At 63.7% G+C, this 22,930-nt stretch carries 22 protein-coding genes; 11 read left to right on the forward strand and 11 right to left on the reverse strand.

Features of this window, described 5'->3' with window-relative positions; translation table 11 throughout:
* Positions 1–9: 9 nt before the first annotated feature.
* The 3 genes from JQ624_RS16195 to JQ624_RS16205 form a co-directional block, all read right to left on the reverse strand.
* Complete coding sequence (locus tag JQ624_RS16195) at positions 10–1,317, reverse strand: TRAP transporter large permease (RefSeq protein ID WP_212419891.1); 1,308 nt, start codon at positions 1,315–1,317, stop codon at positions 10–12.
* Position 1,318: 1 nt separating this feature from the next.
* On the reverse strand, positions 1,319–1,864 hold the full coding sequence (locus JQ624_RS16200; protein WP_212419892.1) for a TRAP transporter small permease: 546 nt from the start codon (positions 1,862–1,864) through the stop codon (positions 1,319–1,321).
* 208 nt (positions 1,865–2,072) lie between these two features.
* Entirely contained in the window at positions 2,073–2,852 is a 780-nt protein-coding gene (locus JQ624_RS16205) for a DNA-binding transcriptional regulator (protein ID WP_212419893.1), read from the reverse strand.
* Between the two features lie 135 nt (positions 2,853–2,987).
* Between JQ624_RS16205 and JQ624_RS16210 the strand changes: the two genes are divergently transcribed.
* Genes JQ624_RS16210 through JQ624_RS16240 form a run of 7 tightly spaced genes read left to right on the forward strand, consistent with a single transcriptional unit; the run spans position 2,988 to position 10,104 of the window.
* On the forward strand, positions 2,988–3,806 hold the full coding sequence (locus JQ624_RS16210) for an aldolase/citrate lyase family protein (protein ID WP_212419894.1): 819 nt from the start codon (positions 2,988–2,990) through the stop codon (positions 3,804–3,806).
* The gene (locus tag JQ624_RS16215) at positions 3,790–4,722 is read left to right on the forward strand and encodes a hypothetical protein (RefSeq protein WP_212419895.1); all 933 of its coding nucleotides are present in this window, start codon (positions 3,790–3,792) and stop codon (positions 4,720–4,722) included. The genes JQ624_RS16210 and JQ624_RS16215 overlap by 17 nt, the downstream gene beginning before the upstream one ends.
* A gap of 24 nt (positions 4,723–4,746) precedes the next feature.
* Complete coding sequence (locus tag JQ624_RS16220) at positions 4,747–5,718, forward strand: DUF6282 family protein (protein WP_249129846.1); 972 nt, start codon at positions 4,747–4,749, stop codon at positions 5,716–5,718.
* 55 nt (positions 5,719–5,773) lie between these two features.
* The gene (locus JQ624_RS16225; RefSeq protein ID WP_212419896.1) at positions 5,774–6,853 is read left to right on the forward strand and encodes an alpha/beta fold hydrolase; all 1,080 of its coding nucleotides are present in this window, start codon (positions 5,774–5,776) and stop codon (positions 6,851–6,853) included.
* 40 nt (positions 6,854–6,893) lie between these two features.
* Positions 6,894–7,862: a tripartite tricarboxylate transporter substrate binding protein gene (locus JQ624_RS16230; protein WP_212419897.1), complete on the forward strand. Its 969-nt coding sequence runs from the start codon at positions 6,894–6,896 to the stop codon at positions 7,860–7,862.
* A gap of 13 nt (positions 7,863–7,875) precedes the next feature.
* Positions 7,876–8,637: an SDR family NAD(P)-dependent oxidoreductase gene (locus tag JQ624_RS16235; RefSeq protein ID WP_212419898.1), complete on the forward strand. Its 762-nt coding sequence runs from the start codon at positions 7,876–7,878 to the stop codon at positions 8,635–8,637.
* A gap of 48 nt (positions 8,638–8,685) precedes the next feature.
* Positions 8,686–10,104: an aldehyde dehydrogenase family protein gene (locus tag JQ624_RS16240; protein ID WP_212419899.1), complete on the forward strand. Its 1,419-nt coding sequence runs from the start codon at positions 8,686–8,688 to the stop codon at positions 10,102–10,104.
* A 13-nt stretch (positions 10,105–10,117) separates the two neighbouring features.
* Here JQ624_RS16240 and JQ624_RS16245 read toward each other — a convergent pair whose 3' ends face one another.
* On the reverse strand, positions 10,118–11,047 hold the full coding sequence (locus tag JQ624_RS16245) for a GlxA family transcriptional regulator (protein WP_212419900.1): 930 nt from the start codon (positions 11,045–11,047) through the stop codon (positions 10,118–10,120).
* Positions 11,048–11,160: 113 nt separating this feature from the next.
* Here JQ624_RS16245 and JQ624_RS16250 point away from each other — a divergent pair, with 113 nt between their 5' ends.
* A complete protein-coding gene (locus JQ624_RS16250) occupies positions 11,161–11,967 on the forward strand; it encodes a dienelactone hydrolase family protein (protein WP_249129847.1) in 807 nt (268 codons plus the stop codon).
* 18 nt (positions 11,968–11,985) lie between these two features.
* On the opposite strand, the gene JQ624_RS16255 is transcribed toward JQ624_RS16250, so the two are convergent.
* From JQ624_RS16255 to JQ624_RS16285, 7 genes are read right to left on the reverse strand one after another with little or no spacing between them, the layout of a single operon-like run.
* Entirely contained in the window at positions 11,986–12,513 is a 528-nt protein-coding gene (locus JQ624_RS16255; protein ID WP_212419902.1) for a MarR family winged helix-turn-helix transcriptional regulator, read from the reverse strand.
* 17 nt (positions 12,514–12,530) lie between these two features.
* Positions 12,531–13,259 carry an SDR family oxidoreductase gene (locus JQ624_RS16260; RefSeq protein ID WP_212419903.1) on the reverse strand — a complete coding sequence of 243 codons (729 nt, stop codon included), beginning with the start codon at positions 13,257–13,259 and terminating at the stop codon, positions 12,531–12,533.
* Positions 13,260–13,271: 12 nt separating this feature from the next.
* On the reverse strand, positions 13,272–13,784 hold the full coding sequence (locus tag JQ624_RS16265; RefSeq protein WP_249129848.1) for an aromatic-ring-hydroxylating dioxygenase subunit beta: 513 nt from the start codon (positions 13,782–13,784) through the stop codon (positions 13,272–13,274).
* A gap of 1 nt (position 13,785) precedes the next feature.
* On the reverse strand, positions 13,786–15,099 hold the full coding sequence (locus tag JQ624_RS16270) for an aromatic ring-hydroxylating dioxygenase subunit alpha (protein WP_212419904.1): 1,314 nt from the start codon (positions 15,097–15,099) through the stop codon (positions 13,786–13,788).
* An 11-nt stretch (positions 15,100–15,110) separates the two neighbouring features.
* Entirely contained in the window at positions 15,111–16,076 is a 966-nt protein-coding gene (locus JQ624_RS16275; RefSeq protein ID WP_212419905.1) for a PDR/VanB family oxidoreductase, read from the reverse strand.
* A 2-nt stretch (positions 16,077–16,078) separates the two neighbouring features.
* Positions 16,079–17,623 (reverse strand): indolepyruvate oxidoreductase subunit beta family protein, encoded by a 1,545-nt coding sequence (locus tag JQ624_RS16280; protein WP_212419906.1) that lies wholly within the window; start codon positions 17,621–17,623, stop codon positions 16,079–16,081.
* Complete coding sequence (locus JQ624_RS16285; RefSeq protein WP_212419907.1) at positions 17,620–19,782, reverse strand: indolepyruvate ferredoxin oxidoreductase subunit alpha; 2,163 nt, start codon at positions 19,780–19,782, stop codon at positions 17,620–17,622. The genes JQ624_RS16280 and JQ624_RS16285 overlap by 4 nt, the downstream gene beginning before the upstream one ends.
* Before the next feature lie 277 nt (positions 19,783–20,059).
* Between JQ624_RS16285 and JQ624_RS16290 the strand changes: the two genes are divergently transcribed.
* From JQ624_RS16290 to JQ624_RS16300, 3 genes are read left to right on the forward strand one after another with little or no spacing between them, the layout of a single operon-like run.
* Positions 20,060–21,235 (forward strand): acyl-CoA dehydrogenase family protein, encoded by a 1,176-nt coding sequence (locus tag JQ624_RS16290; protein WP_212419908.1) that lies wholly within the window; start codon positions 20,060–20,062, stop codon positions 21,233–21,235.
* A gap of 41 nt (positions 21,236–21,276) precedes the next feature.
* On the forward strand, positions 21,277–21,681 hold the full coding sequence (locus JQ624_RS16295) for a RidA family protein (protein WP_212419909.1): 405 nt from the start codon (positions 21,277–21,279) through the stop codon (positions 21,679–21,681).
* Between the two features lie 39 nt (positions 21,682–21,720).
* Positions 21,721–22,848 (forward strand): cupin domain-containing protein, encoded by a 1,128-nt coding sequence (locus JQ624_RS16300; RefSeq protein WP_212419910.1) that lies wholly within the window; start codon positions 21,721–21,723, stop codon positions 22,846–22,848.
* Positions 22,849–22,930 lie beyond the last annotated feature (82 nt).

The raw sequence follows: 22,930 nt of genomic DNA on the forward strand, positions 1-22,930 counted from the left end.
TACCTTTCTCTAGCCAGGGAACGCCATCTGCGGCAGCACCATCACGATAGCAGGAAAGACCGTGATGATGGCAACCGCCAGAACGAGCAAAAAGAAGAACGGCAGGGCCGCCTTGGCGACCGTGTTGGAATCCTTGCCGCTCATGGTCTGCAGGACGAACAGATTGAAGCCGACGGGCGGAGAGACTTCCGCCATCTCCACCACCAGCACCAGGAAAATGCCGAACCAGACGAGATCGAAGCCGGCCTGCTTCACCATCGGAATCACGATGGCGGTGGTCAGCACGATCATGGAAATACCGTCGAGTGCCGTGCCGAGCACGATGTACATGACGGTCAGCGCCGCGATCAGCGCATAGGGACTGAGCTGGAGGCTGTTCACCCAGTTCGCGAGCGCCAGCGGGATGCCGGTATAGGCCATCGACGTGCCCATATAGGAGGCGCCCGCCAGGATCAGCAGGATCATGCAATTGACCCGCGTCGCGCCCATGACGCTCGCCCAGAAGGATTCCCATGTCAGCGAACCCTGCCACCATGCGATCGCGAGCGAGCCCAAGACGCCCCAGGCGGCGCATTCCGTCGCCGTCGCCCAGCCCATCAGCAACGACAGAAAGACGAAAACGATCAGCAGCAGACAGGGAATGAGATTGAGCGACTCTGAAATGCGCCTGCGAAGGCTTATCGGCGGTTCGGCGGGCGGCGTGCGCGTCGGATTGGCGAGCGACCAGATCGCAATGTAGCCGGAATAGAGCACCATCACTAACAGGCCCGGCAAAAATCCGGCGAGGAAAACCTGAATGATGGAGACGTTTGCCTGCACGGCGTAGACCACCATGGTGATCGATGGCGGGATAAGAATGCCGAGCGTGCCCGCACCGGCCAGCGAGCCGAGGCTCAGATCTTCATCATAGCCGCGCTTCTTCAATTCCGGCAGGGCGATCTTGGCAACCGTGGCGCAGGTCGCGGCTGATGATCCCGATACCGAGCCGAACACGCCGCAGGCGAGCACGTTGACATGCATGAGCCGGCCCGGCAGCCAGTTCAGCCAGGGCGCAAATCCACGAAACATTTCCTCCGATAGCCGTGTGCGGAACAGAATTTCGCCCATCCAGATGAAGAGCGGCAAGGCCGCCAGCGACCACGACGCGCTGTTGCCCCACACCGTTGTCGCAAGCACGCTGCCCGCCGGAATACCGCCGCCGGCGAATTGCATGCCGGCCCATCCCGTCGCCATCAAGGCGACGGCGATCCAGACGCCGGCACCGAGCAGCAGCGCAAGAAATCCCAGCAGGATAGCGGCGATGGAGAGGAGCTCCATGTCAAACCCCGCTCTGCATGGCGCGCTCGACGATCTCCTCGGCGCTCTGCGGCTTCGGTAGTTCGTAGCGCGGCGCGAAGCCGCGCAGGACATGGACCAGCTCATCCACAAAAGCGATAAACAGAATCACGAGGCCGCCACTGTAGCCGAGTTGCGGAATCCACAGCGGCACCGCGATCACGCCTTGCGAAATGTCGGAAAACTTAAGCGATTGCCAGGTCATGACCGAAGCGTGCCACGCGAAAAAGCCGATGAAGCCAACGCCGACGAGGAGGGCTGCGATCTCGACATAGTGGCGGATGTTGTCGTTGAGACGGTCGATCAGGAGGCCGACGCGGATCATCTCGCCATGTTTGAACGTGTGCGCGAGCCCGAGGAAGGCGGTTGCCGCCATGCACCAGGAGATGAAATCATCGCCCGCCGGAATATTGATGCCGAGCGGCCGGCCGGCCGACAGCAGCATCATGAGGACAAAAATCGCAATCAGGAAGAGTCCGGCGAGATAGCCGGAGAAGAGGTAGATTCGATCAAGAAACACGCGGATCATACTGCATCCTTCCCCTCACACGCTTATTGCTTGCAAGCAATAGCGGTGCCACTTCCGATAAGCGTCCGCTTCCGGAAAGAGTCTATCGATCCTGGCCGTGGGCGAAAGCGGATCACCGAAATCAGTCCCCAGAAGAAGGAGGCAGGGTTTCGGAATTGTATCGGGCCGTCAAGGCCAAGCTCGCGGCGGATACCGCCAAGCGCAGCTTCTATTGCTGCAGTGACGAGACGCTTGCGGCGATATTGTCGGCCAGGGCTTTCACAAGAGGCACGTAACGCTGGACGACGTCTGCGCGGTCGAGCGCCGACGTGAAATAGGTCATGCCGACGGTGGCTAGCACGCGCCGGTTGACGATGATCGGAAGTGCGATCGTGCCGGACGAGCGCGGCTCGACCATCGGGTCGCGTTCGGCAAAACCTTGCTTGCGGATCGTCGCCAGCAAAGCCAGCGCGCGCTTGCGCTCGGTGGCGAGTTTGTCTTCCGCCTCCTGCGACCGGGTCAGCATGTCGAGCAGCATTGACCGCTCGCTGATGGGGCAGAAGGCCAGGTAGGCGCGCCCCAGCGCCCGCCCGAGCAGGCTGAGATGCGTGTTGAGGGTGCCGTGAAATGGCGAGACCGGGCTGTCGGGAATGGTGCTGAAGCGGATGACGACAGAACTCCTGTCGAGGACGGCGATGGCGATCGGCCAGTGATATTGTCGCGTGAAGGCGAGCGCCCACGGGCGCGCGGCCTCCACCACCAGCGGATCGCCGTGAAAGCCGTTGCTCAGCGATTTGACCCGCGAGGCGACCGCGTAGCCGCCCTGCCGCCGGTCGTTGGCGGCATAGCCCATCGCGCATAACGATTTCATCAGCCGCACCACCGTCGATTTCGGCAGCCCCGTCGCCTTGTGCAGGCGGTCGATCGAGGTGACGCGATGGCGGTTGAGCTCCTCCAGCAGCAGCAGGGTGCGGGAGGCGGCTTCGACGGTGTCGGATTTGAGCGGCATATCTGAATTCCACCTGGTGGAACGCGGCGGAATAGCTATGGCCCACCGCCGCCCGCCCTGCAATGGTTTTCGCCAAGCCACGCCGGAGTCCGTCTTCTGAGGACGGTACCGAACAGATGGCGGGGAGGAACAGCCGTGTCCGGAGACGTCGTCAGGCCTCATTTTTCGTCGTTCCACCGCCGCTTCTCGGCGCGGCAAACCGTCGTCGGCTCGTTCATCAAGACGCCGACGACGCACGCGACCGAGATATTCGGCGCGCTCGGCTATGATTTCGTCGTGATCGACGAGGAGCACGCGCCGATCGATCGAGCGGTGACCGACGTCATGCTGCTCGCCGCGCGCGCCAGCAACCTGGCCGGCATCGTGCGGGTGTCGTCGGACGATCCGGCAAAAATCCTGTCCTGCCTGGACTGCGGCGCCGCCGGCGTGCTGGTGCCCCATGTCGCCACCGTCGAGAAGGCGCGCGCAGTTGCGGCGGCTGCGCGCTATCGCGGTGGAAGGCGCGGCTATTCCGGCTCGGCCCGTGCCGGCGCTTATGGCGGCACGCCGATGTGGACCCTGGTCGATGAACAGGATGCGTCGGTCTGCGCAATCGCGATGATCGAAGATCCTGAAGCGCTGGATCAGATCGACGCCATCGCCGCCGTCGACGGAATCCATGGACTCTTCATCGGCCGTGGCGATCTCACCGTCGCGCTCGGCGCCAAATCGTCGGCGGATGCGTCCGTAAAGGATGCGGTTACCAGGATCATTGCGGCGGCGAAGAAAGCCGCCAAGCCGGTCTGCGTGATGGTCGCGAGCGCCGCGGAAGCCAAGGATTTCGCCGGCCTCGGCGGCAGCGCCTTCATCATCTCGTCGGACCAGGGCCAGATGCGCCGGGCCGCGGCCCAAACCCTCACCGATTTCAAAACGCTCGTGCAGACCACGGATGGCTCACATGTATCACAGCACTGATCCCCGCGCCGCGCTCGCCGCCACTCCGGTCGGCGCAAAACCCGCCGCCACCCATTTCGCAGGCGCCGAATATGCGAAATTCTACGAAATGCCGCCGACTGATGATCAGAACGGTGCGCGCACCTGGTATGCCCGCGGCCAGAACTTCATCATCGCCTATAGCGACGCCGACAAGGGCGCGGTGCTGAGCCGGGCCAACCAACCCGACGAATATGTCGTGCTGCTTCCCGATCCGGGGGCGGGCGCCGAGATCGTGTGGGGCAACGAGCGCGTGGTCGTTGGCGGTCACTCCATCAGTTTCGTGCCGGCCGGCGTAAGCTCCGTTACGCTGCTCGGCGCGGCCAAGGTCGTGCGCATGATGACGACGCGGTCGGAAGATCTCGCGAAGCGCTGTTCCAACGCCGCATCTTACGCGACGCCGCATCCCAACTTGCCGCCGTTCGAGCCGTGGCCGGAGGCAAGCGGTGGGGCGAAGATACGCACCTACAGTCTCGACGTCGCGGCAACGCCCGGCCGGTTCGGCCGGATCTTCCGCTGCTCGACCTTCATGGTAAATTTCCTCGAGCCGAAAAACGGTCCGCGCGACCCGAGCAAGATGTCGCCGCATCACCATGACGATTTCGAGCAATGCTCGCTGGCGCTGGCCGGCACCTTCATTCATCACCTGCGCTGGCCATGGACGACCGACATGGCGCAGTGGCGCGACGACGATCACGAAAGCTGCGGATCGCCCTCGATTGCCGTAATCCCGCCGCCCTCCATTCACACCTCGCAGGCCATGGATCCCAAGCTCAATATTCTCGTCGACATCTTCTGCCCGCCGCGCATGGATTTCTCGGCCAAGCCGGGCTGGGTGCTGAACGAAGACGAATATCCGATGCCCGCGCAAACCCCCGCCGGTAAGTCCGCCGCCTGACGCGTAACCGAAAGGGTTCTGACCATGGCCGACAGACAAATGTCCTATCCGGACACCGTGCCGCTGCCGCCGTTGTCGCGAGCAGCCGAGGTCGCCGAGCTTCTGGTCGGCGCGATCGATCTGCACTGCCATAGCGGTCCGGCGGCCATGCCGCGCATCCTCGATCATCACGAGGAGCTGCTCGATGCGGCGGAAGCGAAATTCCGCGCCGTGCTCTACAAGGATCACTTCTATGCCGGCATGGCGCATGCGATCCTTTTGCAGAAGCTGTTCCCCGAAACCAACGTAAAACTGTTCTCGGGTATCGTGCTGAACAATGCGTCGGGTGGCATCAACCCCCACGCCGTCGACCACGCCATCAAGCTCGGCGCCAGGATCGTCTGGATGCCGACGCTGTCGGCAGCCAACCATATCGAAGCGATGGCGAAGGGAAACTCGACCTTTCCAAAAACCTCGCAGAAGATGCTCGATCCGATTCCGCTTTCGGCGCTCGACGCCAACGGCAAGCTCACGGACGACACGAAGAAGGTCATCGACCTCATTGCGGAGGCAGATATCATCCTGGCCGGCGGGCATCTGCCGGCGAGCGAACTGCACATACTGTTTGACGAGGCGGCGCGGCGCGGCGTCAAGAAGATGATGGTCAATCATCCGACCTACATCGTCGGCTGCAGCGACATGGATATTCGCCAGCTCGTCGCGCGCGGCGTCAAGATGGAACATTCGATCTGCATGTTCATCGAAGGCAAATCCCTGAAGTACAGCCCGGATGATCTCGCGCACCTGATCGAGGTGGCCGGCGTCGACAACACGATCCTGTCGTCCGACCTCGGCCTGCAGGGCTCGCAGCGTCCGGTCGATGGTTTTCGCAGCATCACGCAGATTCTGCTCGATCTGCAAATGACACGGCCTGCGATCAGGAAGCTCATCAGCGACAACGCGGCACGATTCCTGAACCTTCCTGTGAGCCAGTCGGCTGCGCAGGACGCTGCATAACAAACGCGTACAAAGACCGCGAAAAGCGGCGCGCACTATTGGGAGGAGGCCGATCATGAATCGCCGGAGAAGCCATTTGAAGGGCTGGAAGCAGTTGCAGCCGTTTGCAGCGGTATTGTTGCTTGCCGGACTAAGCCATGCGGCCCTCGCGGAAGAGGGGCGCAAACCGTCGAAACCACCGATCATCCTGGAATCGACGGGCGCGTATGAAGTGGGCGGCAAGGTCATCGCCAAGCCCGGCGATCCCAGCCAGACGCTCTCCTGCGACCATGGTTACGTCGAATATTTCATCCCCGCGAAAAGGCGCAGCGTCGGCCTGATCATGTGGCACAGTTCCAGCACGAAGGTGTGGGAAAACCGCTGGGACGGCGGCGAAGGTTACAAGAGCATTTTCCTGCGCAGGGGATATCCGGTTTACCTGTGGGACGGCCCGCGCGTCGGTCGTGCGAACTGGAGCTGCGAGCCGATTACCTACACGCCTGATCATTTCGATCAACGTAACTTTGCCGCCTGGCGTTTCGGCCTGACCTATCTCAACTGGCATCCGGGCCTGCAGTTTCCGACTGCCGACAAGGAAGCCTGGAACCAGGCGACGCGTGCCCGTTACGACGAGTTCGACACGCTTGAGAATGCATTGCTGCAGGCGGAGGCCGGCGGCCAGGCCATCGACAAGATCGGCCCTGTTATTGCCGTCACCAATTCCGCAGGCGGCTGGCGCGCGCTGTTGTCGGCACTGAAGGCAAAGAGCGACAACATGAAGGGCATCGTGGCCTACGAAACCCCGGGCTTCGTCTTCCCGGAAGGCGAGGGGCCCGAGCCCAAGCCGGATGCACCGTACGGTCCCAATTCCGTGCCGCTGGCCGAATTCAAGAAGCTGACGAAGTTTCCGATCCAGATGGTGTTCGGCGACTACACCGACACGCGTCCGATCTGGGCGGCCTCGGTCAAGGTGGCGCGGACCTTCTGCGATATCGTCAATCGTCACGGTGGAGATTGCGAGGTGTTGCTGCTGTCAGATGCGGGTCTGCGCGGCAACACGCACATCGCCTTTGCCGATCTCAACAACGAAGCCGTTGCGGACGAATTGTCAAAATGGCTGCAACGCAAGGGCCTGGACAAGTTTGCTGCAGAATAAGCGCTGGTGCCAACGCGGACTTACACCATTCGGAGGAAACATGCGCCTGCTCTCTTTCGGCCTCCTGGGCCTCGCACTTGCTATTGCGCCGTGTCACCACGCCGTTGCGCAGGAGTGGCCGAACCGCCCGGTCACCCTGGTCGTGCCGTTCCCGGCCGGCGCCGCCGTCGATACCCTTGCGCGCGCCGTTGCGCACGCACTGGGCGAAGATTTTGGCAAGCAGTTCATCGTCGAAAACCGTGCGGGAGCGGGCGGCAATCTCGGCGGGACGGCTGTCGCCAGGGCGGCTGCTGACGGCCATACGTGGCTGTTCGGGACGCCGGCGCCGATCGCGCTCAACAAGTTCATGTACAAGGGCCTGGCTTACGACTCCGAGCGGGATTTCATGCCGGTCGTGCTCGTTGCCAAGTCGCCCCTGATCATTGCGGCGACACCAGACTTTCCGGCGAAGACGCTTCCCGAGCTGATCGCCTATGCCAAACAGAACCCGGGCAAGGTCAATGTCGGCCATCCCGGCAACGGAACGCTCGGACATATTACTTCAGCGCTGATCCAGCAGTTTGCCGGCGTGGAGATGACGCATGTGCCTTATCGCGGCTCGGCGCCGCTGATCACGGACCTGCTGGGGGGACAAGTCAACGTCGCCATGGATTTCATGCCGACCTATCTGCCGCTGGTGGCCGAGCGCAAGATCCGCGCGCTGGCGGTGACGACGAGCCGGCGTGTCGCGCAACTGCCTGATGTGCCGACGGTGCAGGAAGCCGGCTTTAGGGGATTCGAGGCGACCGCGTGGTACGCGATCGTAGCTCCTACCGGTACGCCGCCTGACATCGTGAGCAAGGTGAACCATGCGGTGAATGTCTTCCTGAAAAGCGACAAGGGCAGGACCATCCTCGAGCAAAATTCGCTGCAGGGCGTCGGCGGTTCACCTGATGACCTCAAGGCGTTCATCGACGGCGAACGCGCCAAATGGCGCCCCGTGATCGAAGCCGCAAAGATCACGATGTGAGGTAGCTGCGAGAATGCCTGGTATTGAAATTCCCGCGCTTTCGGTCCCGAAGATCGCGCTCGTGACGGGTGGCAACAGCGGTATCGGCAGGGCAACTGCCGCGCGCCTTGCCGCCATGGGGTCTGCCGTCGTGGTCGGTTACAACAGCCGCCGCGCGCAGGCCGAAGAGGTGGTCGGGGGCTTGCAAGGCAGCCGCCATCTCGCCATGCGCATCGCGATCGACGATCCGGCCTCCATCTCCGAAGCCGCGGTGGCCGTGGACCAGCAGTACGGGCGGCTCGATGTGCTGGTCAATTGCGGAGGCGCCACCACCCCTGTGCCCGCCAATGTTCTCCAGGGCTTGACCGACGATATCTTCGACCGGACCGTTTCGCTCAATCTGCGCGGGCCATTCGCCATGGTTCGCGCCTTCCGGCCTCTGCTGGAGCGCGGCAGTGGCGCGGCCATCGTGAACATTTCGTCGATTGCGGCGCGCACGGGCCTGGGCAGCAGCCTGGCCTATCTGGCAGCAAAGGCGGGCGTCGACGCGCTCACAATCGCGCTGGCGAAAGTGCTTGCGCCGAAAATCCGTGTGTTCTCCGTCTCGCCGGCCGGTGTGGATACGGATTTCGTCGCCGGCCGGACCCGTGAACAGTTGCAGAAGATCGCGGAAAAGCTCCCGCTGGCCCATGTCACCATGCCCGATGATGTCGCAAGGGCGGTGCTTGCCTGCATTGTCAACCTGACCAGTTCGACGGGAATCGTGCTGCCGGTGGACGAGGGCAGGCACCTCTAGAAACACACCGCAAACGGTGGCGCGGCGAAACGTCGGGGACGGGAAACAATGGAAAAATTGAAATTCTACATCGACGGCGCCTGGGTGGATCCAACCACGCCATCAACGCTTGGAATAATCAACCCCGCGACGGAAGAGACGTTCGCTCAGATCAGCCTGGGCTCGCGGTCCGATGTGGACCGGGCCGCCAAGGCAGCGCGCCGCGCTTTCGCGGCATATTCCGTAACCAGCGTCGAGCAGCGTCTGGCGTGGCTTCAGAAGATCATCGAGGGTTTCCGGGCGCGCCTGCCGGAACTGGCGCGGATAATGACCCTGGAGATGGGTGCGCCGATCACGTTTGCGACCCAGCGTCAGGCAACGGTCGCGCTGTTTCATTTCGAAGAAGCCGCGCGCGTGCTTGCGAACTACACGTTCGAGGAGCGGATGGGAAACGGGATCGTCCGCCGCGAACCGATCGGTGTCTGCGGGTTGATCACGCCATGGAACTGGCCGCTGAACCAGGTTGCCTCCAAGGTCGCACCGGCGCTTGCCACCGGCTGCACCGTCGTCCTGAAACCCAGCGAGATCGCGCCGCTCAGCGCGATGTTGTTTGCGGAGATCGTCGACGACGCGGGCCTCCCGGCAGGCGTCTTCAATCTCGTCAATGGCGACGGGCCCACGGTGGGCGAGGCGATCGCCGCTCACCCAGAGATCGACATGGTGTCGTTCACCGGATCGACGGCGGCCGGCGTAAGGGTGGCCAAGCTTGCGGCGGATACGGTCAAGCGCGTCGCGCAGGAACTGGGCGGCAAGTCCGCCAACATCATCCTTGCCGATGCCGACCTCAAAACCGCCGTGACCGAGGGCGTTCACGCCTGTTACACGAACAGCGGCCAGAACTGCCAGTCTCCCACGCGCATGCTGATCCCTCGCGCGCAGCGGGACGCGGCATTCGCAGCCGCGCGCGAGGCCGTCGACACCATTCGCCTGGGCGACCCGCTCGATCCGGCGTCCACCATGGGACCGCTGGTGAGCCAGGTGCAGTTTGAGAAGGTGCAGGAACTCATCCAGTCCGGCATTGACGAAGGGGCGACGCTGGTGGCCGGCGGAACGGGGCGGCCATCCGAACTCAACCGTGGATACTATGTTCGCCCGACCGTGTTCGGCGATGTGACGCCGCACATGAAGATTGCGCGTGAGGAAATCTTCGGTCCCGTGCTGTCCATCATAAGCTATGATACCGAGGACGAGGCGATCGGGATCGCCAACGACACGCCGTTCGGATTGGCGGGTTTTGTGCAGTCCAGCGACCCCGATCGCGCCCGCGCCGTTGCCAACCGCATTCGCGCCGGGCGCGTCTATCTCAACGGTGCGCCTTTCGACCGCAGCCTGCCCTTTGGTGGCTACAAGCAGTCCGGCAATGGGCGCGAGTTCGGGATTTTTGGATTTGAAGAATATCTCGAGGTGAAGGCCATACTGGGCCACTAAGACTGGGAGACGCTCAAGCGACAGGACGGAAATGTCCGGGCGGATGTTTCGTATCGCGGCGGATCAGCCGGCGAAGCGTGGAAGGCTCGGCATAGCCGACCTGCCGCGCGATCTCGTCGACCGACAGTCGCGTGGTCTCAAGCAGCAATCGTGCGGTCTCCAGCCTGATCCGTTGCACGAACTGAATTGGTGAAATGCCGCAGGTCGCCGCAATGCGCCGGGCAAATGTCCGTGGCGCCAGCGCGACGGCTTCCGCCAGCTCCTCGATCGCAAAGTCGCGCGCGATGTTGTCGCGCACCCATTTCTCGGCCTTGGCTATCCTGGGGTCCTGGCTCGCCAGATAGGTAATCGCCATGAATGGCGCCTGGGAGCGCCGCTCATCGAGCAGGAGATAGTTGGCGCAGGCCTTCGCCAGGCTTGGCCCGGCGAACCGGCCGACAACCGCAAGCATCAGGTCCATCTGCGCCATGGCCGCGCCGCCGGTCGCGATCGGCCAATCGGCGACGACCATCTGCTCGGTCAGCAGTTCGACTGCGGGATAGCGCTGCCGAAACAGCGGCGCGAACCACCATGTCGTGGTCGCCCGGCGGCCGTCGAGTAAGCCAGTTTCCGCCAGCAGGAAAGTGCTCGCGCAGGACGCGGCCAGCATGGCTCCGGTCGCGTGCGCTCGCGTCAGCATGTCGACCGCGCGCCGGCACATCGGGCTCTTCAACTTCGTCTCCAGTTCTCCTGCCGACGGCGTTCCAAGACCGGGGACGATGACGAGCTCGATTCCGCGCAGATCGACGCTACTGCGGCGGGATCCGCAACGCACCGTCATAACCTTGAATGGCGGAAGGCCCTTCGCAGCGCCGATCCGGTTGGCGGTCGCCAATACATCGTGGGTGATGGCCGCGCTCGAGGCCATGCATCTCTCGATCTCGAGAACGGCGACTTTGGTCATGTCAAAAAATCCCCGATAAATGTCAATTTTGACACTAGCTCCGAAGCATAGAAATCGCAACGATATCGATAGAGATGCCGGCTGGAGGGATTGCGCCGATGCCGAAACGGTCCATGAAACAGGATGATCCGCTCGAGGATTTCAAGTGCCGCGACATCACGCTCGATGGCGTCAGCAAGGTCGTCTACGTGGCCGGCACAGGGCCCGCCGTCATTGTGATGACGGAGATGCCGGGCATCAGCCCACATGTCGCGCGATTTGCCCGCTGGGTCCGCGATGCCGGCTTCACCGTCTACATGCCATCGCTGTTCGGCCGCGACGGCGCTGTGCCCGGCGCGGAGGAGGGCGCGGCGATCTTTCAGCGCGCTTGCGTGAGCGCCGAGTTTCGCGCTTTGGCTTCAAACGAATCCAGCCCCGTCACAAAATGGCTCCGGTCGCTGGCGCGATTTGCGCATGGCGAGTGCGGCGGCCCCGGCGTCGGCGCCATCGGGATGTGTTTTACAGGAAACTTCGCGCTGACCATGATGCTCGAGCGATCGATGCTGGCGCCGGTGCTCTCGCAGCCGTCGCTGCCGCTGAACAATCCGGCAGGCATTGAAATCGCACCCGACGAAGTCAAAGCCGTCCGCGAGCGGCTCGAGCGGGAAGATCTGACGGTGCTGGCCTATCGCTTCGCCGGCGACAAGTTCTGCATGGCGCAACGCTTCGCGGCCTATAGGGGCGCGCTCGGCGACCGCTTCATCGGGCGGGTGCTTCCCGACAGCGCGGCAAACACCGATCTTGCGCCGTTCTTCGAGCGCCACGTCACGACCCCGCACAGCGTCGTCACCGCGCACCTGATCGACGAGGCCGGTCAGCCGACGATCGCCGCACGCGACGAGATTTTGGCGTTCTTCAGGCACAGGCTGGCGTCTGCGTGAAGCGATCACATTTCGGAATCAGGAGTGCTTGTCGAGGCGGCGCTTGAGCAGGGTCAGATGTTGCAGCAGATCCGACTGTGCGACATGTGACAGTTCGCCGATCAGGGCGATCACCCATTCCTCATGCCGGCGCGCCATCCGGCCGAATTCCTTGGCGCCTTCCTGCGACAGGCTCAAGCGGAAGGTGCGGCGGTCTTCGGAATCGACCTCGCGATGGATGAAGCCATCGGCTTCCAGCTTCTGCACGAGCGCGGTGATCGCGCCGTTTGAGACCATCAGAAGTTCGGAAACTTCGGACATGGTCGCGCCTGCCGGCCTGCGCGCGAGCTGCGCCAGCAGGTCGAAGCGGGCCAGCGTGGTGTTGAACTCCTTGCGCAGCCGGGCGTTCAGGGCCTTCTCGATCCGGGTGGCGCAGGAGAGCAGCCGAAGCCAGATGCGCAATTCCAGATGCGCGCCGTCGGATTCGTGCGCCGGCTCGGCCGGCCGCAACGCTTGCCCGCGCGCGCCTTTTGGGGATCGGGCCTTTCGTTTGACTGTGGCGTCCATGGCTTTGATCTCACCGGCTATATGGAAATCGATCCGATGCTGGCTCCGCCGCAGACATACAGCGTCTGCCCGGTGATGAAGTCGGCATCCGGTGAACTGAAGAAACTAACCGCGCGCGCGACGTCGGCGGATTTGCCGAGGCGGCCGAGCGGAATCGACTGCGCCAGCTTTTTTGCACGTTCGGATTCCGGCGACATCACGCTCTCGAACATTTCGGTATCGCCGATCGGGCCGGGGGCTACGACATTGACGGTAATTCCGAAAGGGGCAAGCTCCAGCGCCCAGGTCCGCGCCATGCCGATGATGCCGGCCTTGGTGGCCGAATAGACCGTGCGGGTGGCGGCTCCCAGCGCGGCACGGGACGACAGCAGCACGATGCGGCCGAAGCCGGCCTGCTTCATGCCCGGCAGTGCCGCCTGCGCCAGCGCAATCGCGGCGCCGAAATGAAGCTGGGCCAATGCGCCGACATCCTCGTCAACGACCTCTTCCAGCGGCTTGGCGCGGATCGCGCCGGCATTGTGCACGACGTGGGTGATCGCAACTTTCGCGGCGATCTCGGCCGCCGCCTGCCGGGTCGCGGTCGCATCGAGCAGGTCGACCTCGCGCGAGGAGAGCTTTGGGTGGCTCCAGTCGGGCTTGCGCCGCGACAGCGAAATCACGTCATAGCCCTCAGCCAGAAGGCCGCGGGCGATCGCCGCGCCAATGCCGGTATTGCCGCCGCTCACGATCGCCGTGTGCTGGACCACGCTCGTTCTCCGTCACATAAAGAGCTGGATGTTGCCGAAGGCAGCATCGCAATTGATCAGGTCGACGCGCTTCAGCTTGATCTTCAGCTTGCCGTCTTCGACGCATAAATGATGCGTGATCCAGGCCGCATAGAGCGCCTGTTCGTCCAGGCGAGTCTCGACATAATGTATCGGAGTCCAGGTGACGTAGCGGTTGGCGGCGGCGTCGCGCGAATCCACCTGTGGTGTCTGCAACACGTGATGGCAGCGGCTCTTCGGCTTCTGGCTGAAGGTACGCGCGCCCTTGAGGCGCTCGACCCGGATCGAGAGCAGCAGCTTGTCCTCGTACATCAGCGAGCAGGTCAGCCGCGGATCGGTTTGATTCCATTCCAGCGGCATCCAGTAGAAGGCGTCGTCGGCGTACATATCGAGCCATTCGTCGAAACGCTGCTCGTCGATCAGCCGCGCCTCGCGAACGACGAAGTCGATCAATTCCTGATCGGTAGGGACCGCATTCTTCAGAGGAGCCTCGGCGACCATGCTCATGTCACATCCCCATCGTCATGAACTTGGTCCACGCCCGGAACTGGTGGCGCATCGGCCACTCGCTGGTTCCGTTGACCGCCACATTGGTCTGCCCGGCCTCGTCGGGGCTGTACAGACGCTGGAGGTTCACCCACTCGTTGCCGTTCGAATGCAGGCCTTCCTGCGCGCGCTCGTACATTTCGAGGTCGTCATGGCCGACGATCGAGGTCGGCGCATTGATCAGCCGGTTGTACATCAGCGTACGCTCCAGCAGCATGTCGGGCGCATCGACGAGCTGGAACGTCCAGGATTCGACCAGCGTCTTGTTGGCCGCGATCGGCTTGAAGTGCCGCAACAGCTGGATCGGCCCCTTGATCATGATGTTCGGGAAATAGACGGTGTTGTGCCGGTTCTCGTCCAGGATTGCCTTGGCGCGTTCCTCGCCATAGGCGGCTTTCATCTTCTCGAAATAGCCGGGCACCGCCGAATAGTCCGAATGGATCGAATGGTGCACGCCGGTGTGGCCGTGGCCGTTGTCCCAGATCCGGATCCCCATGTTCTCGAAGAACTCGTACGGGCTCATGAAGGGGGCGATGATCTCGACCGCCATCGGCTTCTTGGTCCCGGGCGGCGCCTTCTTCCAGACCTCGACCGCGGTCCCCGCGGAGGATTCGTGCGCCACCATCGGATGGCAGGTGTCGGTCTGGTTCTCGACCAGCATCTTCCAATTGCAATTGTGCATGTAGCGTAGCACGCCGCCGGCGACCTTGAGCTGGCCGACCGGCGAACGGTCGATCATGTTGTCGAAGCTCGACAGGCTTTCGCCGAAGAATTCCTCGAAGTCGAGGCCGCCGTCATTGATCTTGGCGAAGACGAAACCGCGATAGTTGCGGACGTGGCGCACCGGCGCCATTCCGGGCGCGGCGTGGCTCTGCTCGAAGCCGGTGTTCTCGTAGCCCTTCTTCAGCGGGATCGCGAGTAGCGAGCCGTCGGTCTTGAAGCTCCAGGCGTGGTAGGGGCAGCGGAAGAATTTTCCGGTGTTGCCGCAGGTCTCGGACGTAATCCGCGTGCCCTTGTGCGGGCAGCGGTTGTGCAACACGTGCACCTTGCCGTCGGTATGGCGCACCAGCAGCACCGGCTGCGTGCCGATCGTGGTGCCGAAATAATCGCCCGCGTTGGGGACCTGGCTATCGTGGCCGACATAGACCCAACTGTTCGGGAACATATGCTCCATCTCGAGTTGGAACACCTCTTCGCTGACATAGACGTCGCGATGAACTTCCTGCTCGCGGACCAGCGCGCGAAGCGCCTCGGCGTTGCCGGCATATCGGGTCATGCGTTCCTCCTTCACAGGTCGAGCACGAGGCGCTTGGTTTTCGCGCGCGAAATGCAGATCTGCATCACCTTGTTCGACGCCTTTTCGCTTTCGCTCAAGATGTAGTCGCGATGATCGGGGATGCCCTCGATGACGGTGGTCTGGCAGATCCCGCAATCGCCGCGCTTGCAGTCATGTATCGGGTCTTCACCGGCATCGAGCAGCACGTCGAGGATGGTCTTGCCGGCCGGAATTTCGTAGACGCGGCCGTTGCTTTTGAGTTCGACCTCGAAGCCGGCGTCGCCGGACTTCTCTTCGGGCGCGGTGAAGATCTCGAAATGCAGCCGTCCCTGCGGCCAGTTCATCCGCTTGGCCAGTGCGATGGCCGCTTCGATCATCGGCAACGGCCCGCAAAGATAGAGCGGCACGTCGGGCGCGAGCCGCGTCATCAGGCCCTCGAGATCGAAGAAGCGGCCGGCCTCGTCGTCGGCGTGGATGGTCGCGCTTGCGCCGGCCAGCCGCTCGATGTCGCCGAGAAAAGCCAGCTCGCTGCGGCTGCGGCCGGCGTAATAAAGCGAGAATGGCCGCATTGCCGCGCTCAATTCGCAGGCCATCGTAAGCAGCGGCGTCACGCCGATGCCGCCCGCGACCAGCGCGACTTCGCCTGTGCCAGATCCGAGGGGAAAATTGTTCGCCGGCGGCGAGATCGTCAGGCGATCGCCGGTCTTGAGACCATGCATGTAGGTCGAGCCGCCGTGGCTCTTGCTTTCCTGCAGCACGGCGATGCGATAGGCGGTCGGATGTTCGGCGGCCGCACGCGGCGAGATCGTCTCGATCAGCGAATAGGAGCGCCGGCCGACATCGGGCAGATGCACGTCGATATGGGCGCCGGCGGCCCAGCCCGGCATCGGGGCGCCGTTGGCGCGCGCCAGCACGAATTCGCGAATGCGCGGCGTGAGCGCCTCGGCCTTCGATACCACGACCTCGAATTGATCCATCCTCAGGCGCCCTCGAACAATGTTTCGACGGTACGCAACGCGCCGTCGAGCTCGGCGCCATCGGCGTCCTTCAGCGCGACCTTGGTCAGCCGCTGCACCCATTCGGCGGCATCGGGCCGGCCGGCCAGGCGCTCCGACGCAAGCATGACCTTGTCGAATTTCGTCTCGCCGCGGGAATGCGTGTCCGAATAGCCGCCGACGAGACGGCGCGTCTCGCACACGGCGGTCGCGAGCGCGACATCGCTTGCTGCGAATTTCAAGACGCGTTGCGCCCATTGGTCGAGATGGCGCATCTCTCGCGAATGCCGCAGCGTGCGGCGGCGGAATCGGCGCAAGCCCGCCACGCAGTACAGCATCAGGAACGCCGACGGTGCGGTCGTCCGCAGTCTGCGTCCACGATCGATGAGCCGGGCGAGCCGTTCGCTGCGCTCGATCTTTTCGCCGAGCCGCGGCGGCAAGAGCCCCGCCATTTCCTCGATCCTTGGATGGAAGAATTCGGTGATCCCGAGGATCTGGTCGTCGCCGGCCCGCGCCTCGCGGCGCACCCGGTCGAATCGCCCCGCACGCGTCTTGAGATCCGCCACGCGGATCACGTCGTCATAGGCCATCGCGACGGCGAGATATTTGGCAAAGGCCTGCATCAGCCCGGTCGCGTCGCGCGGCATCGCTTCCAGCCGGTCGAGATATTCGCGGCCATAGGCTGTGTCCTGATAATCGACCACGCGCTGCAGGCCGGCGGCGACGATTCCATGCAGTTCTGCCGGCAATTGCCGCGCCCGCGCGACAAGCGCGTCGTAATCGGCATGGCCGATCGGTTCGAGACGCGGAAAGCGTTTGGCGAGCGGCGATTTTGCCGCCGGCTTGATCTTGGGATCCTGCGCGAGCGTGGCGGCGGCCCGCTCGCGGCCGGCGGTGAAGGCGCGCAGGCTGGCATCGACACCGACGCCGGCTGAGCGGATCGTGGCTTCAAAATCCTCGGTCGTGAAGGGCAGGGCGCCGGAGCCCGCGAGCGCACCGAACAGCACCGAAGAGACCACGCTGCCGGTGGCATCCGCGATCTCGGCCATGTCGAACGCGATGAAGCGGTTGGCCGCGACGTTCGCGGCCTCGTAGACCTGCGACGCATCGGCGGTGCCGTCACCGGGCGCGGTCTTCTCGATGACGGCCAGGGAGCGGTGCGAGGAGCCGATCAACAACGTACGATCGGGCGAGACCAGCCCGCGCAAAATGGCGCGGCCGGCTTCCATTAGTTCGGCGCCGATCACGATGTCGACCTTGCCGGGCGCCGGCATCAGCGACAGCACAGGGTAACGCTCCGGCTTGCTGGCATCGGGCGCGATCATCTCGATGTAGTAGATCGTCGCACCCGTGCGCTGCGCGACGCCGGGCACTGACGTTGATTGTGCAAACCAGCCGCGCCGCTCTGCCAGCGCCACGATCCAGTCGACCAATACGCCGCCGCCCTGGCCGCCCATCGCAAGCACCGCAACGGTAATGGGCCGCGCCTGACTGAGCGCGATGGAGGAGGGGGCGACCGAGACGTTCATGCCGCCTCCTGTTGGAACATGACCCGCCGTCCCGCCCGCCAGCGCTGCAAGGCGCCGATCATCCGCCGCCAGACGCGGTCGAGCCGCGCTTCGAACGCGTTCGGATTGGAAACGATGTCGGCGCGATAGAAGGAGGGACACAAGACGGCCGCGTCCGCGACCTCGCCGCAATGGCCGCAGCCGACGCAGGTATTGTCGACCGCTGCGACCGGATTGTCCTTTAGGGGATCGCTGGTCGGTTTCACCGACAGCGACGGACAGCCGGACAGGCGGATACAGGCGTGATCGCCCGAACAGACGTCTTCATCGACACCGAAGCGCTCGCGCACGACCCGCTCGCCGCGCTTGGCGGCGGCCGCCACCAGCGGCTTCACGCGCCGCTGCTTGTTCAGCATGCATTCCGACGAGGCGACGATGATCTTCGGACCCTTTTCCTCCGTCGTCAGCGCCTCGCGCAGCGTGTCGCGCATGTGCGAGACGTCGTAGGTGCGGTCGATCTGGCGCACCCATTTGGCGCCGACGCCCTTCACCGCCTCGACGATCGGATGCTTGGTCGAACGCGAACGGTTGTCGGCGCGCGAGGAAGGGATGTCCTGGCCGCCGGTCGCGGCGGCATAATAATTGTCGACCACGACGATCACGCTGTCGTGCTGGTTGAAGACGGCGTTGCCGACGCCGCTGGTCAGCCCGTTATGCCAGAAGCCGCCGTCGCCCATGATCGAGATCGAGCGCTTGCTCGCCGGAACGTTGAAGGCCGAGGCCGACGCCGGGCCGAGCCCGTAGCCCATGGTGGTGGCGCCGATATTGAACGGCGGCAGGATCGAGAACAAATGGCAGCCGATATCGGCGGCGATATGATGTGGGCCGAGTTCCTTTTCCACCAGCTTCATCGCGGAAAAGATCGGCCGCTCCGGACAGCCGGTGCAAAAACCCGGCGGCCGCGGCGGCACCACGTCGGCCAGCGCGCGGATCTTGTCGTCGACCTCGACCCGGTCGATGTTCGGCGCGCGTGCGGCATCCGGCAGCGCGTCGGGGCGCCAGCGGCGGATGAAGGCGCCGATCGCCGCGCCCATGACCTGGGCGGTGTATTCGCCGGCCATCGGGAATAGGTCCTTGCCGTGCAGCTTGGCCGGAATGTCCGCGTTGCGCAGGATCTTGTGCAGCGACTGCTCGATGAATTCGGGCTGGCCCTCCTCGACCATCAGCACCGCCTTCTTAGCCCGGCAGAAGTCGATCACCTCGCGGTCGACGATCGGATAGGTCACGTTCATCACATAGAGCGGCACCCGCGTCTCGCCCCAGATATCGGCAAGGCCAGCCTCGCGCAGCGCCGTGATGACGCCGTTATACATGCCGCCCTGCATGATGATGCCGATATCGTCGATATCGCCGTCAAACGTCTCGTTCATGCCGCGGGCGTGGATGAATTCGACCGCCGCGGGCCAGCGGTGCTCAATCTTCTCCTTCTCGTGCAGGAACGAGGCCGGCGGCAGGACGATGCGGTTGGTGTCGCGCGACGGCGCATCGAGCGCGCGGGCAAGTGGAAAGCTGGGGCGGACATTGTCGCGGGTGGCGAAGCGGCCATGGACATGGCAGGCGCGGATCCGCACCTCCAGCATCACGGGCGTATTCGACGCTTCGGATAGCTCAAAGGAATCGTGCACGGCCTTGACGATGGACGCCACGTTGGGCCGCGGATCGACCAGCCAGAGCTGCGACTTCATCGCAAACGCATGCGAACGCTCCTGCATGATGGAGGAGCCTTCGCCGTAATCCTCGCCGATGATGATGAGCGCGCCGCCGGTCACGCCGCCCGAGGACAGGTTGGCGAGCGCGTCGGACGCGACGTTGACGCCGACCGGCGCCTTGAAGGTGACCGCGCCGCGGATCGGGTACATCACGGAAGCCGAGAGCGTCGCCGCCGCCGTTGCCTCGCTGGCGCTCGATTCGAAATGCACGCCGAGGTCGGAAAGGATATCCTGCGCGTCCGAGAGCACGTCCATCAGATGCGAGATCGGCGCACCCTGGTAGCCGGCGACATAACTGACGCCGCATTCGAGCAGTGCTTTTGTAATGGCGAGGATGCCTTCGCCGCGAAATTCCTGGCCGGCGCCCAGCTTCAGGTCCTCCACCTCGCGTGCGAAAGAGCGTTCTGCCATGCTCGCCTCCTCGGCCTTGCGGGGAACTCCGGACGACCGAATATAATTTTAGACATCAAACAAAAATGATGTCAATCGGACTCGCGGGTTCGCGCATGACAAAACACGCTGCGCGCAGCGACGTGCAGTTTTGCAGCCTGTTTCGTGGGCTTTATGCACAGCCGGCCGGCTCTGGCGCCGGATCGGCTCGCTTGACAGGATATTTTAGCCATGAAACATTATTGGAGCGCGTCGCGCCTGGCGGGCGTACGCTGAAGCGGCCTTGCGGGAGACTGACATGACCCCGGTTTCGCAACTACGCGGGCCGTCTCGCGAACATCTCGCGTGGCCGTTCTTCGATTCCCGCCACGGCGAATACGCTGCGGTGCTCGATGCATTTGCCGCCGGTCTTGGCGATACGCATAGCGGCGACGTCGACGAAACCTGCCGTTCGCTGGTTCGCCGGCTTGGCGCCGCGGGATTGCTGGAGGCATCGGTTGCGGGCGATCGGCCCGATGCGGTGATCGATTCCCGGCTGATTTGTCTGGCCCGCGAGACGCTGGCCTGGCACAGCGGGCTCGCCGATTTCGCCTTTGCAATGCAGGGACTTGGCACCGGGGCGGTGGCGATTGCCGGTTCGCCCGAATTGCGCGCAATGGTGCTGCCGAAGGCGCGGCGTGGCGACTGGGTCGCTGCCTTTGCCCTGTCGGAGAAGGAAGCCGGTTCGGACGTTGCCGCCATGGCCTGCAGTGCCCGGCGCGAGGGCAACCATTACATCCTGGATGGCGAGAAGACCTGGATCTCCAACGGCGGCATCGCCGACGTCTACACGCTGTTTGCGCGAACCGGCGAGGCGCCGGGGGCGCGGGGCATTTCGGCCTTTGTGGTGCTTCCGGACGATCCGGGCTTTTCAATTGCCGACCGCATCGATGTGATGGCGCCGCATCCGTTGGCGACGCTGCGTTTCGAGGGTTGCCGGATTCCGGCGGCGCGGCTGCTGGGCTCGCCGGGCGAAGGGTTCAAGATCGCGATGCGCACGCTCGATATCTTCCGCGCGTCGGTCGCAGCCGCAGCACTTGGTTTTGCCCGTCGCGCGCTGGATGAGGCGACAATGCATGCGCGGACCCGGCGGATGTTCGGCGGCGTGCTGGGCGACCAGCAATTGACGCAGGCTGCCCTCGGCGACATGGCCGCCGGCGTCGATGCCAGCGCGCTCCTCACCTATCGCGCGGCCTGGCGGCGCGACGTGCAGAAAGCTTCCACGACGCGCGAAGCCGCGATGGCGAAGATGGTCGCGACCGAAACCGCGCAAGCAGTGATCGACCGCGCCGTGCAGATGTTCGGCGGCCGCGGCGTGCGCTCCGGCGAAATGGTCGAGCAGCTCTACCGCGAGATACGCGCGCTGCGCATCTATGAAGGCGCGACCGAAGTCCAGAAACTCATTATCGGACGCGACGTCCTGAAGGTGGCCTAGCCGCGCGGGCGTGCAGTCGCATTCTGCTACGGGAGTAGGAAATGTTCGAGTTCTTGCAGCCGCCCGGTTGGGCCAAGCCGAGCGGTTACGCGAACGGCATAGCTGCCCGCGGCAAGATGATCTTCGTCGCAGGCCAGATCGGCTGGAACGAACAATGCAAGTTCGAATCGGATGATCTGGTGGAGCAGACCGGCCAGACCCTGAAAAACGTCGCAGCCGTCTTGCGCGCCGGCGGTGCCGGGCCCGAGCATATCGTGTCGATGACGTGGTTCCTGCTCGACCGCAAGGAATACTCGGCGCGCCTGAAGGAAGTCGGTGTGGCCTATCGCGACGTGATGGGCCGGAACTTTCCGGCCATGACGGCGCTGCAGGTGTCGGGGCTGATCGAGGATCGCGCCAAGGTCGAAATCCAGGCGATCGCGATGATACCTGACCAGATGAACTGACACGCAACGCCGGACACGGCGACAGCACAGGAGGGCGACATGGCAACGAAAGCTCGTGAAAACCACCGGGAAGACGTGGCCGGACGGGCCAATGTCGAGGATACGCCTGAACTGCTCGCCTATTACGACGAACTCGAAAGGCTGGAGGCCGGCGCGCTCTGGACGGTCGCGAACAAGATCGAGCCCTGGCAGCCCAGATCGTCTTCCGTTCCAGTGTTGTGGCGCTATGAGAACCTCCGCGCGCATGTGCTGCGATCGGTTGAACTGGTGTCGCCCGAAAAGGCCGGGCGGCGCGTCATCTATCTGAACAATCCCGGCCGGCGTGAGCACGCCGCCGCAGTCGGCTGGCTCTATTCCGGCCTGCAGGTCATGCATCCGGGCGAGGTCGCGTCGGCCCACGCGCATTCGGCATCCGCGCTTCGCTTCATCATGGAAGGCGAGGGCGCCTACACCATCGTCGATGGCCACAAGATGACGCTCGGCGCCAACGATTTTGTGCTGACGCCGAACGGCACCTGGCACGAACACGGCGTCTCCAGCGACGGCACACCCTGCATCTGGCAGGACGGCCTCGACATTCCCCTGGTCAACGCGCTCGAAGCCAATTTCTATGTAGTCCATCCCGACCTGCAGCAGAGCGTCGGCTATCCCGTCGACGACATGACGCATATCTGGGGCAATCGCGGCCTGCGTCCGGCCGGCGCCGAATGGTCCAAGGGATATTCTCCGCTGCTGAAATATGAGTGGGGTCCGACCTACGAAGCGCTGCAGCGATACGCCAAGGCCACCGATGGTTCGCCTTACGATGGCATTCTCATGAACTATGTAAACCCGGTGACCGGCGGGCCGGTGATGCAGACGATCGGCGCGTCGATGCAGATGCTGCGGCCGGGCGAGAGCACGCGTGCGCATCGTCATACCGGCAGCTTCATCTATCAGGTCGCAAAGGGACGTGGTCGCTCGATCATCGACGGCAAGCGTTTCGACTGGAAGGAGCGCGACATCTTCTGCGTTCCGTCATGGGCCTGGCATGAGCATGTGAACGCCTCCGCCAGCGAGGACGCCTGCCTCTTCACCTTCAACGACCTGCCGGTCATGCACGCGCTCGGGCTCTACCGCGAGGAAGCTTTTGGCGACAATGGCGGCCGGCAGCCCCTCGTATCGTAGAGTGATGGTTCTGATTGCATCAGAACCATCACTCTAGATTCTTGTTTTTGACGCGTTTTCTTCACGCGAACCACTTCGCTCG

The sequence above is a fragment of the Bradyrhizobium sp. AUGA SZCCT0283 genome, assembly GCF_018130385.1.
Taxonomy (GTDB): domain Bacteria; phylum Pseudomonadota; class Alphaproteobacteria; order Rhizobiales; family Xanthobacteraceae; genus Bradyrhizobium.

Bases quoted from the DNA above. Each gene is read 5' to 3' on its own strand.
- JQ624_RS16285 (WP_212419907.1), bottom strand. From the start codon at position 19,782: ATGGCAGAACGCTCTTTCGCACGCGAGGTGGAGGACCTGAAGCTGGGC.
- JQ624_RS16240 (WP_212419899.1), top strand. From the start codon at position 8,686: ATGGAAAAATTGAAATTCTACATCGACGGCGCCTGGGTGGATCCAACC.
- JQ624_RS16295 (WP_212419909.1), top strand. From the start codon at position 21,277: ATGTTCGAGTTCTTGCAGCCGCCCGGTTGGGCCAAGCCGAGCGGTTAC.
- JQ624_RS16255 (WP_212419902.1), bottom strand. From the start codon at position 12,513: ATGGACGCCACAGTCAAACGAAAGGCCCGATCCCCAAAAGGCGCGCGC.
- JQ624_RS16195 (WP_212419891.1), bottom strand. From the start codon at position 1,317: ATGGAGCTCCTCTCCATCGCCGCTATCCTGCTGGGATTTCTTGCGCTG.
- JQ624_RS16245 (WP_212419900.1), bottom strand. From the start codon at position 11,047: ATGACCAAAGTCGCCGTTCTCGAGATCGAGAGATGCATGGCCTCGAGC.
- JQ624_RS16200 (WP_212419892.1), bottom strand. From the start codon at position 1,864: ATGATCCGCGTGTTTCTTGATCGAATCTACCTCTTCTCCGGCTATCTC.
- JQ624_RS16205 (WP_212419893.1), bottom strand. From the start codon at position 2,852: ATGCCGCTCAAATCCGACACCGTCGAAGCCGCCTCCCGCACCCTGCTG.
- JQ624_RS16230 (WP_212419897.1), top strand. From the start codon at position 6,894: ATGCGCCTGCTCTCTTTCGGCCTCCTGGGCCTCGCACTTGCTATTGCG.
- JQ624_RS16250 (WP_249129847.1), top strand. From the start codon at position 11,161: ATGAAACAGGATGATCCGCTCGAGGATTTCAAGTGCCGCGACATCACG.
- JQ624_RS16275 (WP_212419905.1), bottom strand. From the start codon at position 16,076: ATGGATCAATTCGAGGTCGTGGTATCGAAGGCCGAGGCGCTCACGCCG.
- JQ624_RS16220 (WP_249129846.1), top strand. From the start codon at position 4,747: ATGGCCGACAGACAAATGTCCTATCCGGACACCGTGCCGCTGCCGCCG.
- JQ624_RS16225 (WP_212419896.1), top strand. From the start codon at position 5,774: ATGAATCGCCGGAGAAGCCATTTGAAGGGCTGGAAGCAGTTGCAGCCG.
- JQ624_RS16280 (WP_212419906.1), bottom strand. From the start codon at position 17,623: ATGAACGTCTCGGTCGCCCCCTCCTCCATCGCGCTCAGTCAGGCGCGG.
- JQ624_RS16300 (WP_212419910.1), top strand. From the start codon at position 21,721: ATGGCAACGAAAGCTCGTGAAAACCACCGGGAAGACGTGGCCGGACGG.
- JQ624_RS16270 (WP_212419904.1), bottom strand. From the start codon at position 15,099: ATGACCCGATATGCCGGCAACGCCGAGGCGCTTCGCGCGCTGGTCCGC.
- JQ624_RS16290 (WP_212419908.1), top strand. From the start codon at position 20,060: ATGACCCCGGTTTCGCAACTACGCGGGCCGTCTCGCGAACATCTCGCG.
- JQ624_RS16235 (WP_212419898.1), top strand. From the start codon at position 7,876: ATGCCTGGTATTGAAATTCCCGCGCTTTCGGTCCCGAAGATCGCGCTC.
- JQ624_RS16215 (WP_212419895.1), top strand. From the start codon at position 3,790: ATGTATCACAGCACTGATCCCCGCGCCGCGCTCGCCGCCACTCCGGTC.
- JQ624_RS16265 (WP_249129848.1), bottom strand. From the start codon at position 13,784: ATGAGCATGGTCGCCGAGGCTCCTCTGAAGAATGCGGTCCCTACCGAT.